Raw genomic sequence first — 15,734 nt, forward strand, 5'->3', positions numbered from 1 at the left:
TATTAAATTGAGTTTAAGATTAAATCTTCCAAGCATTATCAGGTTTCCATTCATTTATCCATGCAGGAATATCTTCAGCAGGCATAGGCCGTGCAATACCATAACCTTGGGCTAAATCACAACCTAGCTTTAACAGGGCCGTGCCATGTTCTATCGACTCAACTCCTTCTGCAATGACTTCACGTTTGAACGATTTAGCTAAGGTTATCACCCCTTCCACAATAGCCAAATCATCCGCATCATGTAACATGTCCCGTATAAAGCTTTGGTCTATTTTAATTAACTTAGCGGGTAATCGTCTAAGATAAGTGAGGGATGAATAGCCTGTTCCAAAATCATCTAGGGCAAAGTTTACCCCTAGTGCTATACATGCTTGCATGGTTGAGGATACATGATTAACATCATCTAGGGCGCTCGTTTCCAGCACTTCTAGCTCTAAATAACGGGGCTCAACATCTGGATGGCGAGCTAACAGCGCAGCGAGTCTCTGGGTGAAGTCTTTTTGCTGTAATTGAACCGCTGCAATGTTTACGCTGGTGCTAACAGTGATATTAAGATTCATTTTTTGCCATTGGCCTATTTGTGTTAACGCACTATCTATAACCCATTCGCCCATTTCGATACTCATAGGATTATTTTCTATCGCGGGTAAGAACTCAATTGGGCTTAATAATCCTCGTTCAGGATGATGCCAGCGAATAAGTGCCTCAACGCCAATCACAGTACCAGTTTTCATATTCACTTTGGGCTGATAATAAAGTATAAATTGATGATTATCTAAAGCATAACGAATAGCATCAAGGTATATTTTTTGCAATTTAACCGCATCGTCTTGGGCTGTATCAAAGAAATGGTAACGATTACGCCCTGACTCTTTAGCCGCGTACATGGCATGATCAGCATGACGCATTAGTAAATCAGCATCAGTATTATCTTGTGGGTACAGGGTGACGCCGATACTGGCTGAGACATTAAAAATAACATCACCAATCGTGGCAGGCTCAGAGGCCGCTAATAACAGTCGATCTAATACTGGCTTGCAATCTTCAACTATCGCTAAATCTGTTAATACAGCAACAAATTCATCCCCACCAATGCGGGCTAAGCTATCACTTTCGCGTAATGCATCTTTCATCCGCAAAGATAGTGCAATGAGTAACTCATCACCCACATCATGCCCATAGGCATCATTGACGGCTTTAAAACCATCTAAATCAAGAAATACTACCGCAAGTGACTTCCCATCACGCTTACAATGCAACATAGCTTGACCTAAACGATCTGCCAGTAATACTCGGTTAGGTAAGTCAGTTAGTAAATCATAGTGGGCAATATGTTCCAATTGGTCTTGATATTTTTTCATTGGGGTAATGTCGTTACCTAAGGCAACATAATGGGTCGTATTATTGTCTTTATCACGCACGGCACTAATCGTTTTATTCTCAATATAGATGTCACCATTTTTACGTTTGTTCCAAAGTTCACCTGACCAGTAACCTTCATTTAATATTGCTTTCCACATATCAGCATAAAAACGGGCAGATTGTCGACCAGAGTGGAGAATGCTAGGGTTTTGACCTATTGCTTCTTCACGGCTATAGCCCGTCATCCGTGTAAAAGCCTTATTGACGTCAAGAATAAGGCCATCGGTATCTGTGATGGAGATTGACTCTTTGGCGTATGTAAAGACGCTGGCTGCTAGTTGAAGCTTTTCCTGTGAGATGCGCCTAGCTGTAATATCTTCATAGATACCTACCATGCCGATAACAGCATTATTTTTATCGTGAATGGGTGCTTTGGACTTGTTTATCCAAAAAAACTCACCGGTAGGACTGATATAACTTTCTTCGTAGCTCAATTTTGGCACGCCAGAGCTTATGACCTGTTGATCATTTAATTGGTATATGGCCGCTTGTTCGCCCCAGGCCAGTTCACTGTCAAATTTATCTATTATTTCATCAGCGCTTTTCACTCCAGCATTTATCGCAAATTGCGTGTTACAGCCTAAATAACGTGATTGAGAGTCTTTCCAACAGATACTCATTGGAATGGCTTCAATTATGGTACTGAGTAAATTACGCGATTTAGACAGCTCTTCATAAGGCTTTACTATGTTACTGATGAAGAAGCTTTTATAAACCATGCCATAGGCAAGAACTTTATAGATATGCCCTAACAAAGCATTGCTGTCGTTCATTTCGGCATATAGCGTAAAGTAAATTTGGCTCATTGACATTAAGCAGACGGCTATAAATAAATTTACTACATCATAGGACTGTTGCTTACGCATTGAATAAAAAAGTTTAATTGAAACAAGTAAGTAAACAGCGGCTGAAAAATATTCGCTGATAATTTTAAATGAGGTTAACCCTTGACCTTCAACAAAGGTACTTGGGAGCAATGAAGGATAAATTAGGCCAATGGTGATGAGTATGCTGAGCAATAGCAAAACAATAGTCAATATTATCCAGTGCATGAGTCGTGTGGCAAGGGTACGCCAGGAAAACATGGAAACTATAATTACACTCAAGGCCGATAGGTAGCGGGCCATTAACCAAAAGTTTATCGTTTTCTCTGGGCTGCTTGGGGTAATGAGGTCTGGCATTCCAGGAAATGAGAGTACATGTAATAAATCCAGAATCGCTACACCGAGGAAGGAGCAAGCTAGAATAAGATGATTTCGACTGTTTTTATTGTTAGGTATATTGGCCCAAAAAATACCAAAAATCATTGCAGACACTATGATAGACAATAATTCTAAAAAAGTGTGTAGTGGTATGTAATTGGCAATAGTTGCCAAAAATGGAATAGGGGCCAATAACCAATTGATTACCAGAATAAGGGCAAAGCAAAGCACTACCCACAAGGCAGACTTTATTGGTCGTTGATAATTCGTATGTATTTTCATCATTCAACCAGTATAGGATCTAGTTCTAACAATTAACAATTAAATAATAGTATTTATTTATCGTTAAATCATACTCTTAATCGCTAATTAAGATCCAATAAGGTGGTTTTTTGTTTTTTTAATTTTGCAATAACCTTTTCGCTCGATAGACCCTCACAATAGAAAAGCAACAAGCCGGATCTCAGGCTAAATGGTCAAATTTGATCGATTATTGCTGAACACTATATTGAGACTTAAGGAGGGATCTATTGACCTGGTTATTGTTTCATCTAATGAGGTGGACATATTGAGACATTGGATTTAACAGGTATTAAAGCAACTTTGAGTTGCCTTTGATGCTTCGTATCGGTTGCAAGATCTAAGTGAGTGTCGATCAAATTATCATCAAGAGCTCGATCAGATAGGAATAATTATTTTGCTGTTTTTGTCACGTTTCTGTGTGTCTTTTAATCTAGGCTAGTTTCGACGACAAGGACATCATATTACATTCTGATTATCTCTGATAAGGCCTTTAGCTGAAAATTATAGATACCAGGCTAACATTATTTTGAGTATGTCAGACTGACTCACTCTAGCTCATGCTTGATAATTAACTAGTTGGTTTTATATGATTTTATAGATGGGCATGAGTAGTAATGTCCTGACTATAATTCATATGGCAATTTTGTGGGTTAATTCTTGCTAATACTTCGCTGAGATTAATCAGCTAGTAGTATTACCGGATATGGACCGGCCCTTAAACGAAAAAGACCCATGAATTTCTTCATGGGTCTTATCTGAATTGGTGGCCCCTCCCAGACTCGAACTGGGGACCTGACGATTATGAGTCGTATGCTCTAACCAACTGAGCTAAGGGGCCGACTTAAGATAGTCGTCACTATCGAAAGCGGGGGGAATTATACGAAGTTTATTCTTGCTTGTCACCCGTGATCTGCATTGAATTATAATATCTTGTTCTAATTGGTTATCTGTTAATCAATATGACTGATTTGACAGATAAAAAAACCTGCCGAAGCAGGTTTTTTCTAAATTATTTCTGACAATTACTCGTCTAGGAATGACTTTAAGATTTCTGAGCGAGAAGGGTGGCGTAATTTACGTAACGCTTTCGCTTCAATTTGACGAATACGCTCACGCGTTACATCAAACTGCTTGCCCACTTCTTCTAACGTGTGGTCGGTATTCATGTCGATACCAAAACGCATACGCAGTACTTTTGCTTCACGGGCTGTTAAGCCAGCTAACACTTCGTGGGTTGCGTTTTTCAGACTTTCGCTAGTCGCAGAGTCTAAAGGTAATTCGAGAGTAGTATCCTCGATAAAATCACCTAAATGCGAATCTTCATCGTCACCGATTGGGGTTTCCATTGAGATTGGCTCTTTAGCGATTTTCAGTACCTTACGGATCTTATCTTCAGGCATCATCATACGTTCAGCTAATTCTTCAGGAGACGGCTCGCGGCCCATTTCTTGAAGCATTTGACGTGAAATACGGTTTAGCTTGTTGATCGTTTCAATCATGTGTACTGGAATACGAATAGTACGCGCTTGGTCAGCAATTGAACGAGTAATCGCCTGACGGATCCACCAGGTTGCATAAGTTGAGAACTTATAACCACGACGATATTCAAATTTATCAACCGCTTTCATCAAGCCGATATTACCTTCTTGGATCAAGTCCAAGAATTGTAAACCACGGTTGGTATACTTTTTAGCAATAGAGATAACCAGACGTAAGTTAGCCTCAACCATTTCTTTTTTGGCTCGGCGGGCTTTCGCTTCACCGATTGACATACGACGGTTGATATCTTTAATACCAGCAATAGTTAAGTCTGTTTCTTTTTCAATGACGTCAAGTTTATGAACACAACGATTAACATCATCTTCTACCATACGTAAACCTTCTGCGTATGGCTTGCTGCTGCCGACTTCTTTGATAAACCAATCAAGATTGGTTTCTTTACCTGTGAAGGCCTTAACAAAGTTCTTTTTCGGCATCTTAGCTTGTTCAACAACAAGTTTAAGAATTAGACGTTCTTGAATACGTACGCGATCCATCATGGTGCGCATGCTTTTTACTAAGCGATCAAACTGCTTAGGTACTAGGCGGAATTCTTTAAATAGCTCACCGATGACAAAGAGTGAACCAATAGCTTCAGGGTGATCACGCCCTTTTTCAGCAATAATGGCTAGGCTTTTTTCATAAGCTTCGCGTAATTGAGTGAATTTTTCTTTGGCTTCTTCAGGGTCCGGGCCTTTTGGACCTTCTTCTTCATCTTCATCGTCGTCGCTATCGTCATCATCGTCATCATCGTCATCATCACTATCAGGGACTTCAGAACCAATGTTAGTGGCGGTAGGGGCGACATCGTCATCGTCAGGGTTTACAAATCCAGAGATAATATCAGACAAGCGAATTTCGTCAGCTTCATACTGGTCGAATTGCTCTAAGATCATTGCAATAGCTTGTGGGTATTCACTTACAGAGCATTGAACGGTATTAATACCTTCTTCAATACGCTTTGCAATTACAATTTCGCCTTCGCGAGTTAAAAGCTCAACTGTACCCATTTCGCGCATGTACATGCGCACAGGGTCGGTTGTACGGCCTAATTCACTTTCAACTGTGGCTAAAGCGGCCGCGGCTTCTTCCGCTGCATCTTCGTCTGTGTTGTCTTCCGACATCATCATGTCATCGGCGTCCGGTGCTTCTTCAAACACTCGAATACCCATGTCATTTATCATCTGGATAATATCTTCAATCTGATCGGAATCGACCATGTCTGCAGGTAAGTGGTCGTTCACTTCTGCATAGGTTAAATAACCTTGCTCTTTACCTTTAGCGAGCAACAGTTTAAGTTGCGACTGCGGAGTGTGATCCATAGATATCATCCAAGTTTGGGGAACTGAAATAACGACGGGACACTTAGCCTAGCTTAGTGTCGCGCAAATCGTCAATTATAGCTGCGTGGACTCATCTTAGCTAGTCCATGGCGTGGTTTTAACCGCTAAAGTTTGTTTACTTTAGGGTTACTTCTCAACACCTTTCATTATTGAAATCAGCTTACTTAGCTGTACTTTCTCAGCTTTTGTTAAAGTTTGTTTTAGACTAAGTTCCTGATAGCGTTGTTCTATATATTGGTTAGTCAACCATATCAGGGTTTGTTTAAACTCGGTCAGCACATTTTCATCCGCCACTTGATGATCCCATTGGGCCAACTTAATCAGAGTGCTCTTATGCTGATGCTCTCTATGTATTTCAAGTAGTTGTGCGCTATTAAATTGCTGAGTTCGAGTTATTTCAAGCAAATGGTTAAGCAATTCAATGCCAGCCATTTGAATTTTGTTTAATGCAGGCTGTGGTGCTAGTCCAAAACCTAAACTGGGTTTTTGTATTAACAAAGCGATGGCTAACCTCAGAGGTGTACCGCGACCTTGTAACCCTTTTGCATTAAGCGGCTGCGGTTTTTTTACCGCAAAGCCTAATTTTTTCTTTAAGTCATCGCTGCTGTTCATTCCCAGTTTATGGGATAAACTTTCCAGCAATAAATTTTGTAATACGCTGTCTTGCACTTTTTCAATCAACGCTAGGGCTTGTTTAGCCAAGGCGCCTTTATCTGTGCCATGTGCATGACTTAATGTTTCAAATAAAAAGTCAGGTAACTGCATGGCTTGTTGCATTAAAGCTTCAAATGCGTCTTTACCTATTTTTCGCACCATGGTGTCAGGGTCTTCACCTTGTGGTAAAAACATAAATTTTACCAAATCGCCCGGTTTCAATAATGGTAACGCCGTTTCTAATGCTCGCCATGCCGCTTCGCGACCAGCTCTATCACCGTCATAGCAGCATATGACCTCTTTAGCACTACGGACCAAAAGCTGAAATTGTTCAGCTGTGGTTGAGGTGCCGAGTGAGGCGACGGCATAATCAACTTCAAATTGTGCTAGTGCCACTACGTCCATGTAACCTTCAACAATTAATATTTGCTGTGGATCGCGGTGTCGTTGCTTTAATTCGTATAAACCGTAAAGTTCATTACCCTTATGAAATATGGGCGTTTCTGGAGAATTCAAGTATTTAGGGGTACCTTCACCTAAAACTCTTCCACCAAAGCCGATAACTCGGCCACGTCTATCGCGAATGGGGAACATTAACCTGTCGCGAAAACGGTCATATCGTTTACCGCTGTCATTTTCTATTAACATGCCAGCAGTAAGTAGTTTATCCAGTGATGTCTGATTTTGACGGTAGCGGCTTAATAATCCGTCCCAGCCGTCAGGGGCAAAGCCAATGCCGAAGTGTTTAATAACATCTTCAGAAAGCCCTCTAAAATCAAGGTAGTCTAATACTTTTTGTTTGTCTTGATGCTGTCTCAGTTGGCTTTGGTAGAACAAGCTTGCTTCTTCCATCAACTGATATAAATCTCGACTGAGTCCATGATCCTGGCGTTTTGCATTGCCATTTTCCTGTGGAACATCTAATCCGAGTTGACCCGCTAGTTCTTCAATAGCATCAACAAATTCTAAGCGATCATATTCCATTATAAAATCAATTGCATTGCCATGGGCACCGCAACCAAAACAATGGTAAAACTGTTTATCTCTGCTGACAGTAAAAGACGGTGATTTCTCACTATGAAAAGGACAACAAGCTGAATGGTTTTTACCAGCTTTTTTCAATGGTACTTTTCGATCGATCAGATCGACAATATCTGTGCGAGCAATAAGTTCATTGATAAAATCACGGGGGATCGCCATTGATTGCTATATATTCTCGAAGTCACTTTATCAATTGATGTAAACAAACAAGCCGTGCAGGTGCACGGCTTATTCAACATTAACGCCTGATTTACTTCAATTTTGTACGGATTAAAGCACCGATGGCACTCATATCAGCACGGCCTTGAACTTCAGATTTTAATGCTCCCATTACTTTGCCCATATCCGCCATGTTAGTAGCACCTACTTTTACGATAGTTGCGTCGATAATCGCCGCAATTTCCGTTTCAGTTAATGGTGTGGGTAAGAAAGTTTCAATTACTTGAATTTCATCCGCTTCTACTTGTGCAAGCTCTGGGCGATTCGCTGCTTCATATTGAGACATTGAATCACGACGTTGCTTGACCATTTTGGTTAAGATAGCTATCACCTGTTCATCATTCAAGGTTTCGCGGGTATCCACTTCAACTTGTTTGATGGCAGCGAGTGCCATACGAATAGTACCTAAACGCACCTTTTCTTTGGCACGCATAGCATCTTTCATCTGCTCTTTTAGCTGATCGATTAGGCTCATAATGAGATTAATATAAACGTACGCGACGTGCGTTTTCGCGAGAAAGCTTTTTAGCTAGACGTTTAACTGCAGCAGCTTTTGCACGCTTACGAGCAGTAGTTGGCTTCTCGTAGAATTCACGAGCACGCACATCCGCTAAGATACCAGCTTTTTCACAAGAGCGCTTGAAACGACGTAGAGCTACGTCGAATGGTTCGTTTTCACGTACTTTAATAATTGGCATACGCCATCACCCCTTAGGTGTAGTTGAGTTGGATATTAAATGTTTTAGTTTTTTAACTTAAACTTTTAAATAGCCAAAGGCTAATTAAAATGGTGCGGAATTTTACACCGAGGCAAGGGTCTTTGTAAACCCCTTGTTCTGATTGTCTGCACATCATCGGGCCTAATGACAATAACTGGTTGTTTTTGTGATTAGATCGGCGATCAAAAATGATCGGCGCGTATACCACTAAAGACGATACAGATTTTATCTGGAGAAAAATCGCTTCAAGCGCTAGAATTGGCCGCCTTATTTATTGAAAACGAGACATTATGCGCATTATTGGTATTGAAACATCATGTGATGAGACTGGCATCGCGATTTATGATGATCAGCAAGGATTACTTTCTCACGTATTGTATAGCCAAGTAAAGCTTCATGCAGACTATGGTGGCGTTGTCCCCGAATTGGCGTCTCGTGACCATGTGCGTAAAATCGTTCCGTTAATTAAGCAAGCTTTAGCTGAAGCTAACTCGTCTGTTAATGATATTGATGGGGTTGCTTTTACTAAAGGACCAGGCCTAATTGGTGCTTTGTTAGTGGGTGCTTGTGTGGGGCGTTCGCTGGCTTATGCCTGGGATAAACCCGCGGTTGGTGTTCATCATATGGAAGGGCATTTACTTGCTCCTATGCTAGAGGATGATGCTCCCGAGTTTCCGTTTGTGGCTTTGCTGGTGTCGGGGGGACATTCAATGCTGGTGCAGGTTGAAGGAATTGGCCAATACCAAGTGTTGGGTGAGTCTGTTGATGATGCAGCTGGTGAAGCATTTGATAAAACGGCAAAGTTATTAGGTTTGGATTACCCAGGTGGGCCGCGTTTAGCTAAATTAGCCGCTAAAGGGCTCGATGTGGGTTATCGTTTCCCACGTCCAATGACCGATCGCCCCGGGCTTGATTTCAGTTTTTCTGGCCTAAAAACTTTTGCGGCTAATACCATTGCTGCTGAGCCAAGTGATGAACAAACACATGCCAATATCGCTAGAGCATTTGAAGAGGCTGTGGTTGATACGCTGGCTATTAAATGTAAACGTGCATTAAAACTGACCGGTTATCAACGATTAGTCATTGCTGGCGGTGTGAGTGCTAATACACGCCTAAGGGAGTCATTAGCTAAAATGATGCAGGATATGGGCGGAAAGGTATATTACCCTCGTGGCGAGTTTTGTACTGATAATGGTGCCATGATTGCCTATGCCGGTATGCAGCGCTTAAAGGCCGGCCAAATTGAAGATTTAGCGGTTAAAGGTGTGCCTCGTTGGCCGCTTGATACCTTACCTGCGGTGTAATCTACGGGTAATCTTGTATTGTTTATGTTATCAGAAAAGCTTAGCGTGTTTTAAACCGTTAAGCTTTTTTATTGCTTCTTTTACGGGTGAGCTTACTTTCTTCACCAATACGTAAACGCTCAATATTATCTTTATGTCGAATTAATATCAGTGTTGATAACATTGCCACAGGAAGTACAAAACGCTCGTCTAATAGCCAAGTGTAAACCGGTGCCAGTAAAGCAGCAGCCATGGCCGATACAGATGAATAACGGGTAATAATAACCAATACTATCCATGTCGCGACTAAACACAGAGCAAGATCATGACCAATGGGGGCCATTGCACCAAAGGCTGTAGCAACACCTTTACCGCCTTTAAATTGAAAAAAGATAGGGTAGATATGACCTAAGCATGCTGCTACGGCAATAAAGCCTAGAGAGGCTGCATCTAATCCCATTAGGTAACTTAAATAAGATGGGATAGCGCCTTTAAGCATATCGAAAAATAACACTAATATTGCAGAACTTGCCCCACCAATCCGTAACACATTTGTAGCGCCAGGGTTGCCAGAACCTTGCTCTCTTGGATCAGGTAAACCTCTCATTTTACAAACCAGTATCGCACTCGAGATAGAACCTGCTAAATAAGCGATTATTATCATCAAAATGGTCAAAGCTATGGTGTTCAAATTGGTTTCCTTACTCGTCTTAGGGTATTATCGCGCATAATTTTTTAATGCGCTGTTGCAAATAATTTTGCAAAAATCAAAAACGGTTCCTTGGTATGAATTAAATTCGTTACCTTTGTTTTTGTATTTGCTTATCCTACTGCTTTAAGCGTGCTGGCAAAAGACCAGATGGTGAGAATATCACTGTTTATCTGGAATTAATTTTGAACAAGGTCTCTTAAGGCTATTTTATGGAGCTTCAGATGGATAAAGTGCTTATTAGGCAGTTAAAAATTGATACTGTGATAGGGATTTATGAATGGGAAAAAAGATCCATCAAACCCTATTGATTGATTTAGATATGGCTTGGGACAATCGTTTAGCTGCGGCCAGTGACAATTATCAACACGCCTTGTGTTATGAAACCGTTTCAAATCGTTTAACTGCGCTGATCATTGAAAAACCTATTGAGTTAATTGAAACCGTTGCGGAGATGATTGCCCAGTGTTTACTGAGTGAATTTAACGTACCTTGGGTCAAGGTTGTGGTTATGAAGCCTGGCGCAGTGCAACATGCCGATTCTGTTGGTGTTGTTATTGAGCGTGGCAGCATTTAATTTTAGCTCATGACGAGTCACTTTTTAACATAGCGTGGACGAATAAACTTAATGGCGAAGATTTATATCAGTTTAGGAACAAATATTGAACCTGAACAACACCTTAAAGCTGGTCTGTTAGATTTGCAACAGCATTTTGGCCAACTATCTTTATCACGAGTTTATGAAAGTGAGTCTGTGGGTTTTAAAGGGACTAACTTTTTAAATATGGTAGCCAGTGCTGACACTGATATGTCTATTGCAGAGGTTGTGGCTGTGTTTAAGATGATTGAGCAAACCAATGGTCGTATTCGCAGTGAGAAAAAGTTTAGCCCGCGTAGTTTAGACATTGATTTGTTACTCTATGACGACAAAGTGACTGTTCAGCCCGTTGAGTTACCCCGTGGTGAAATTTTATTTAATGCTTTTGTACTTTGGCCGTTGGCGGAGTTAGCACCTAATGTTTTACATCCTACTGTGGGTCTTTCGTATGAAACGCTTTGGCAGCAGTATGACAAACAGCAACAACAGTTATGGCCTGTTAATTTTGTTTTCCCAGCCCAGTTACACCATAAAATTGCTTAAGCCTGAGTCTATGTGCACATGATGGCTATTCAATTACTGCCGTGATTTAAGTGTATGTAAAGTTTTTAAGTGTATGTAAATATTAGCAAAATTAAAAAATGTAATCTAAACAAGGACAAGTATGGAATCGCTACAAGTTATATTTTTAGCTTTAATTCAAGGGTTAACTGAGTTTTTACCTATATCAAGTTCGGGACATTTAATTCTTCCTGCCCAATTATTTGGATGGGAAGATCAAGGTCTCTCTTTTGATGTGGCGGTTAACACAGGTTCACTCTTTGCTGTAATTATTTACTTTCGTCTTGAAATTGTGTCGCTTACACAGGCGTGGACCAAGAGTTTGGTGACAAAGACTCAAACCCAGGAAAGTAAATTATCCTGGTGGATTGTGTTAGCCACAATACCTGCGGTCATAGTGGGTTTTTTAGCAAAAGATTTTATTGAAACACACTTACGCAATACGCTCGTTATTGCCATCACGACCATCTTTTTTGGGCTGTTGTTATGGGTTGCAGATCGCATGTCAAAGGCACAATTAAATGAATTTCAGATGGGTTGGAAAAAAGCGTTATTAATTGGTATTGCGCAAGCGATGGCATTAATACCTGGTACATCTCGCTCTGGTGCGACGATGACAGCGGCGCTAATGCTAGGGCTGACCCGTGAAGCCGCGGCGCGTTTTTCATTTTTAATGTCGATACCGGTTAGCTGCGGCGCAGCTATTTTAGTCATTAAAGATCTTGCTCAAAGCCCGCTACCAATTGACTATCAAGCACTAACTTTAGGCTTAGTGGTATCATTTGCTGCAGCTTATGTCTGTATTCACTATTTTTTAAAGTATATTAGTCAAATAGGTATGACCCCTTTTGTGATTTACCGACTAATATTAGGTAGCATACTGCTTGGTCTATTGTACCTTTAGTCGATTATGTTAGTGAATAATGAACTAAACGGGTAAATTTACCCGTTTTTTATTGCTAGTTTTTATCTTCCCCATTAAAAGTTTATTTAAAATATGATGACCCTACCTTTAGTTTGCCCGACCTGTTCTCAACCATTGCATCAACATGAAGCTTCTAAAGGCTTTTATTGCGAAGCTAAACATCATTTCGACCGCCTTGAGCAGGGCTACTACCCTTTAGTTAAAGTGAAGGCGAAAACACCGCAATCATCGATTTCACGCCAACAAATGCGCGCGCGTCAATTCTTATTACAAAGTGGGGTTTTTCAGCCCTTAGTCGATGCGTTGCAACAACAGATGTTGGCATTAACAGCAACTGCTGAAAATGGGTTCAATTGGCTTGATTATCAGTGCGGTGATGGGTTTTATTTAACGCAAATACATCAATATTTAATGACACATGGGATAACCCAACCTATGTCAGTTTGGGGCGTGTCAGACGCCGAGAATGCGTTATTTGCAGCGTCAAAAGGTAACACGCCAGCAAGCTTGATTTTCTGCTCTACCAAGGTGCTGCCATTTACCAATCAAAGTATGGACGTGGTGACCTTATTTGATGCACCTATCAAAGGGCAAGAATGCCTTCGGGTGTTAAAAGATGCGGGTCGTATAGTGTTAGTACAGCCCAGTAACCAGCATTTATGGCAAATTAAACAACATGTTTATCCAGATTTAGTCGAGAAGCCATCACAACTTAATATCCCTAAACGTTTGCTCATTGAGTCGCTGCAACAAGTCTCTTTTGAAATTGATGTTACAGGTGATCAAGCGGTTAATTTATTAGATAGCTCGTTGTTTGCTTGGCGGGCGAATGATGAAATTCGCCACCAAATTAAGTCATCACCAATCAGTGGCTTAAAATGTGAGTTTGAAGTAATAGTGCTAAAAAAGATCTAGGGTGCTAATCATGTTTACGGGCTGGCTGTAACGGGACTTTTTCTAAGTGTTTTGCTCTTGATAAAAAGTAAACACTGTTCTGCTAGTTCGCTGTTAAGTGAGGCTTGGTGCTAATGGATATTGTGTTACAAATGACGTAAGAGAAAATAGGGAGAGAGTTATATAGGTAAAACTACTATTGCTGATAGGGCCTTGTTTAGTATGAGCTGACAATTTCGCCTAAATCTATACCTTATAATATCTAAGTTTTCTAAAGCCTAAGTGTTCTAAAACCTAAATCTTCTAAAGTCTAAATCTTCTAAAGTCTGAATCCTTCTAAAATCTAAGTCCTTCTAAACCGCAGAAACAATTAAGGCTTGAAGTTGGTTCAAACTGTATAACAGTTGAACTACATTCAAGCCCTAATAATCAACCTATGTATATAAGCTAATTCTGTATAGCAATTCTTACTTTTTGTAAGAAGAAGCCATGTTGTCTAAACGGTCATTAGCACGTTTAGCTTCAGCTTGAGCGTCCATAGATGCAGCTTTAGCGCCTTTAACATCAGCAGATAATTTGCTTTGCTCAGACTTTAAAGAACCAACTTCTGCAGATAGTTGATCAACTTTGTTACCTAAGTTTGCAACGCTTTCTTCTAAAGCAGTAGTGTTAGCACAGCCACCTAGTAAAGCAGTCATAGCAACACCAGCAATCATCAGTACTTTCTTGTTCATGGGTAAATCCTTTAAAATATAGGTTGTAGTTTGGGCGCAAAAGCCTATGCCTTTGCAGCGGCGTAATTATGTCACACATTTTATTTTATGCTATAGGCAAAAAGAAAAATGTTCCTCTAAAGTAGCTAAATAAATGAAAAATGCAAGTATTTAGGTGTTTATTAGGTATTTTCGTGTACATTGTCGATGTCAATAGTGAAATGTCCTAAAAATGTTGTAATAAAAACAGCTTTATCCTATTTTTGTTATTGTTTTTTATAAGCATTATATGTCGATTCTTCAGGTTTGAGCTTGCTTAAACTCACTGATTACCTCAATCCGCTTAAGTTGTAACTGTTGTTTAATTTCGGCGCCGGTAAATCCTGCAGATATAATCTGTTGTACATCAATATTACTGGCCACTTTAAAGCATGCGGCTAGATAGTACTGTTGGGGATATTCTGCATGTTCAAAACCAGTCCTGCCGCGCATATCTGCGTGGCAGCAAAGCAAAAGCTGCTTTAATCTGTGTGGTTTACGCCAGAAGTCGGCTTTATCGAATACTTTGATAATGGTTTCGGCGCGTAATTCTGCTGCATTGTGAATATTTTGATGCTGGTCGCTGACTAGCATGGCTAAATCACAATGCTCATTTGGCACGCGCAAACGTTGACATAGTCGTTTGATAATAGGCACACCTTTTTGACCATGGCCATGATGTTTGGGCAAGGTTTCTTTTGGGCTAACAGCTTTACCTACATCATGGGTTAATGCCGCAAATCGAACCGCTTTGTCGGTTGTCAGCAAGCTAGCTTGTTCCAGTACCATTAAAGTATGAATACCTGTATCAATTTCAGGGTGCCACTTCTCTGGTTGTGGGATGCCAAACAAAATATCAATTTCAGGTAAAATAACTTTTAGGGCGCCGCAGTCGCGTAATGTTTTGAAAAATATTTCTGGGTTTTCGCCACTAAGTACTTTATCTATTTCTTGCCACACGCGCTCAGGCGTTAAATGTGCTAGTTCGCCTGAGTCTGAAATGTGCTGCATTAAGGTTTTGGTTTCTGGGGCAATAGTAAAACCAAGGTGATGAAAGCGTGCTGCAAAACGTGCTACTCGCAATACTCTTAGCGGGTCCTCAATAAACGCATCCGACACATGACGCAGTACTCTACTCTTAATATCATTCACTCCGCCATAAGGGTCAAACAATTTGCCTGATGTATCTTCTGCAATGGCATTAATGGTTAAATCTCGACGAAGTAAATCCTGTTCTAATGTGACATCGTTAGAAGCATCGCAGCTAAAACCTTGATAACCGTTACCCGTTTTGCGTTCTGTTCTGGCAAGGGCATATTCTTGTTGGGTTTTAGGGTGCAGAAAAACGGGGAAGTCTTTACCCACTTGTTGATAACCTTGGGTCCGCATTTCGTCAATATGACTGCCAACCACCACAAAGTCCTTATCTTTGATGGCAAGGCCAAGTAATTTGTCGCGCACAGCGCCACCGACTAAAAAGATCTTCATTTGACATCACTTTTAACTAATTGATGCTTTAAAGCTTACCAGAGTTAGATTTTTGCGGCTAACTTTTGACAAGCTCCCTC

At 40.6% G+C, this 15,734-nt stretch carries 12 protein-coding genes, 1 tRNA gene and 1 pseudogene; 5 read left to right on the plus strand and 9 right to left on the minus strand.

The annotated features are described in order from the left end of the window. Positions 1 to 19: 19 nt before the first annotated feature. The 6 genes from ACRWP9_RS07065 to rpsU all read right to left on the minus strand — a co-directional run bounded on the left by ACRWP9_RS07065 (position 20) and on the right by rpsU (position 8,423). Positions 20 to 2,908: a bifunctional diguanylate cyclase/phosphodiesterase gene (locus ACRWP9_RS07065; protein ID WP_434928529.1), complete on the minus strand. Its 2,889-nt coding sequence runs from the start codon at positions 2,906 to 2,908 to the stop codon at positions 20 to 22. 782 nt (positions 2,909 to 3,690) lie between these two features. Continuing rightward, positions 3,691 to 3,767, minus strand: a tRNA-Ile gene (locus tag ACRWP9_RS07070). 184 nt (positions 3,768 to 3,951) lie between these two features. Next, the gene (gene rpoD, locus ACRWP9_RS07075) at positions 3,952 to 5,790 is read right to left on the minus strand and encodes an RNA polymerase sigma factor RpoD (protein ID WP_434928530.1); all 1,839 of its coding nucleotides are present in this window, start codon (positions 5,788 to 5,790) and stop codon (positions 3,952 to 3,954) included. 147 nt (positions 5,791 to 5,937) lie between these two features. Continuing rightward, positions 5,938 to 7,665, minus strand: coding sequence for a DNA primase (gene dnaG, locus ACRWP9_RS07080; protein WP_434928531.1), 1,728 nt, complete (start codon positions 7,663 to 7,665; stop codon positions 5,938 to 5,940). A gap of 91 nt (positions 7,666 to 7,756) precedes the next feature. Next, the gene (locus ACRWP9_RS07085; protein ID WP_226410753.1) at positions 7,757 to 8,200 is read right to left on the minus strand and encodes a GatB/YqeY domain-containing protein; all 444 of its coding nucleotides are present in this window, start codon (positions 8,198 to 8,200) and stop codon (positions 7,757 to 7,759) included. Positions 8,201 to 8,207: 7 nt separating this feature from the next. Next, positions 8,208 to 8,423 (minus strand): 30S ribosomal protein S21, encoded by a 216-nt coding sequence (rpsU, locus tag ACRWP9_RS07090; protein ID WP_006080725.1) that lies wholly within the window; start codon positions 8,421 to 8,423, stop codon positions 8,208 to 8,210. Between the two features lie 311 nt (positions 8,424 to 8,734). On the opposite strand from rpsU, the gene tsaD reads away from it, so the two are divergent. Next, the gene (gene tsaD / locus ACRWP9_RS07095; RefSeq protein ID WP_434928532.1) at positions 8,735 to 9,748 is read left to right on the plus strand and encodes a tRNA (adenosine(37)-N6)-threonylcarbamoyltransferase complex transferase subunit TsaD; all 1,014 of its coding nucleotides are present in this window, start codon (positions 8,735 to 8,737) and stop codon (positions 9,746 to 9,748) included. Between the two features lie 58 nt (positions 9,749 to 9,806). Here the strand turns inward: tsaD and plsY are convergent, their stop codons facing one another. Continuing rightward, positions 9,807 to 10,418 (minus strand): glycerol-3-phosphate 1-O-acyltransferase PlsY, encoded by a 612-nt coding sequence (gene plsY, locus ACRWP9_RS07100; RefSeq protein ID WP_226410751.1) that lies wholly within the window; start codon positions 10,416 to 10,418, stop codon positions 9,807 to 9,809. Positions 10,419 to 10,660: 242 nt separating this feature from the next. On the opposite strand from plsY, the pseudogene folB reads away from it, so the two are divergent. The 4 genes and pseudogenes from folB to ACRWP9_RS07120 all read left to right on the plus strand — a co-directional run bounded on the left by folB (position 10,661) and on the right by ACRWP9_RS07120 (position 13,435). Beyond that, a pseudogene (folB, locus tag ACRWP9_RS07105) lies at positions 10,661 to 11,013 on the plus strand (dihydroneopterin aldolase). A gap of 51 nt (positions 11,014 to 11,064) precedes the next feature. Further along, a complete protein-coding gene (folK, locus tag ACRWP9_RS07110) occupies positions 11,065 to 11,577 on the plus strand; it encodes a 2-amino-4-hydroxy-6-hydroxymethyldihydropteridine diphosphokinase (protein ID WP_434928533.1) in 513 nt (170 codons plus the stop codon). Between the two features lie 121 nt (positions 11,578 to 11,698). Continuing rightward, positions 11,699 to 12,499, plus strand: a complete 801-nt coding sequence (locus ACRWP9_RS07115) for an undecaprenyl-diphosphate phosphatase (RefSeq protein WP_226410748.1) — start codon at positions 11,699 to 11,701, stop codon at positions 12,497 to 12,499. A gap of 93 nt (positions 12,500 to 12,592) precedes the next feature. Next, the gene (locus ACRWP9_RS07120) at positions 12,593 to 13,435 is read left to right on the plus strand and encodes a putative RNA methyltransferase (protein WP_434928534.1); all 843 of its coding nucleotides are present in this window, start codon (positions 12,593 to 12,595) and stop codon (positions 13,433 to 13,435) included. A gap of 446 nt (positions 13,436 to 13,881) precedes the next feature. Here the strand turns inward: ACRWP9_RS07120 and ACRWP9_RS07125 are convergent, their stop codons facing one another. Further along, positions 13,882 to 14,148 (minus strand): Lpp/OprI family alanine-zipper lipoprotein, encoded by a 267-nt coding sequence (locus ACRWP9_RS07125; RefSeq protein ID WP_124017059.1) that lies wholly within the window; start codon positions 14,146 to 14,148, stop codon positions 13,882 to 13,884. A gap of 279 nt (positions 14,149 to 14,427) precedes the next feature. Continuing rightward, positions 14,428 to 15,654 carry a multifunctional CCA addition/repair protein gene (locus ACRWP9_RS07130; RefSeq protein WP_434928535.1) on the minus strand — a complete coding sequence of 409 codons (1,227 nt, stop codon included), beginning with the start codon at positions 15,652 to 15,654 and terminating at the stop codon, positions 14,428 to 14,430. Between the last annotated feature and the right edge of the window lie 80 nt (positions 15,655 to 15,734).

It is taken from the genome of Shewanella sp. HL-SH2 (assembly GCF_051164935.1).
Taxonomy (GTDB): Bacteria; Pseudomonadota; Gammaproteobacteria; order Enterobacterales; family Shewanellaceae; genus Shewanella; species Shewanella glacialimarina.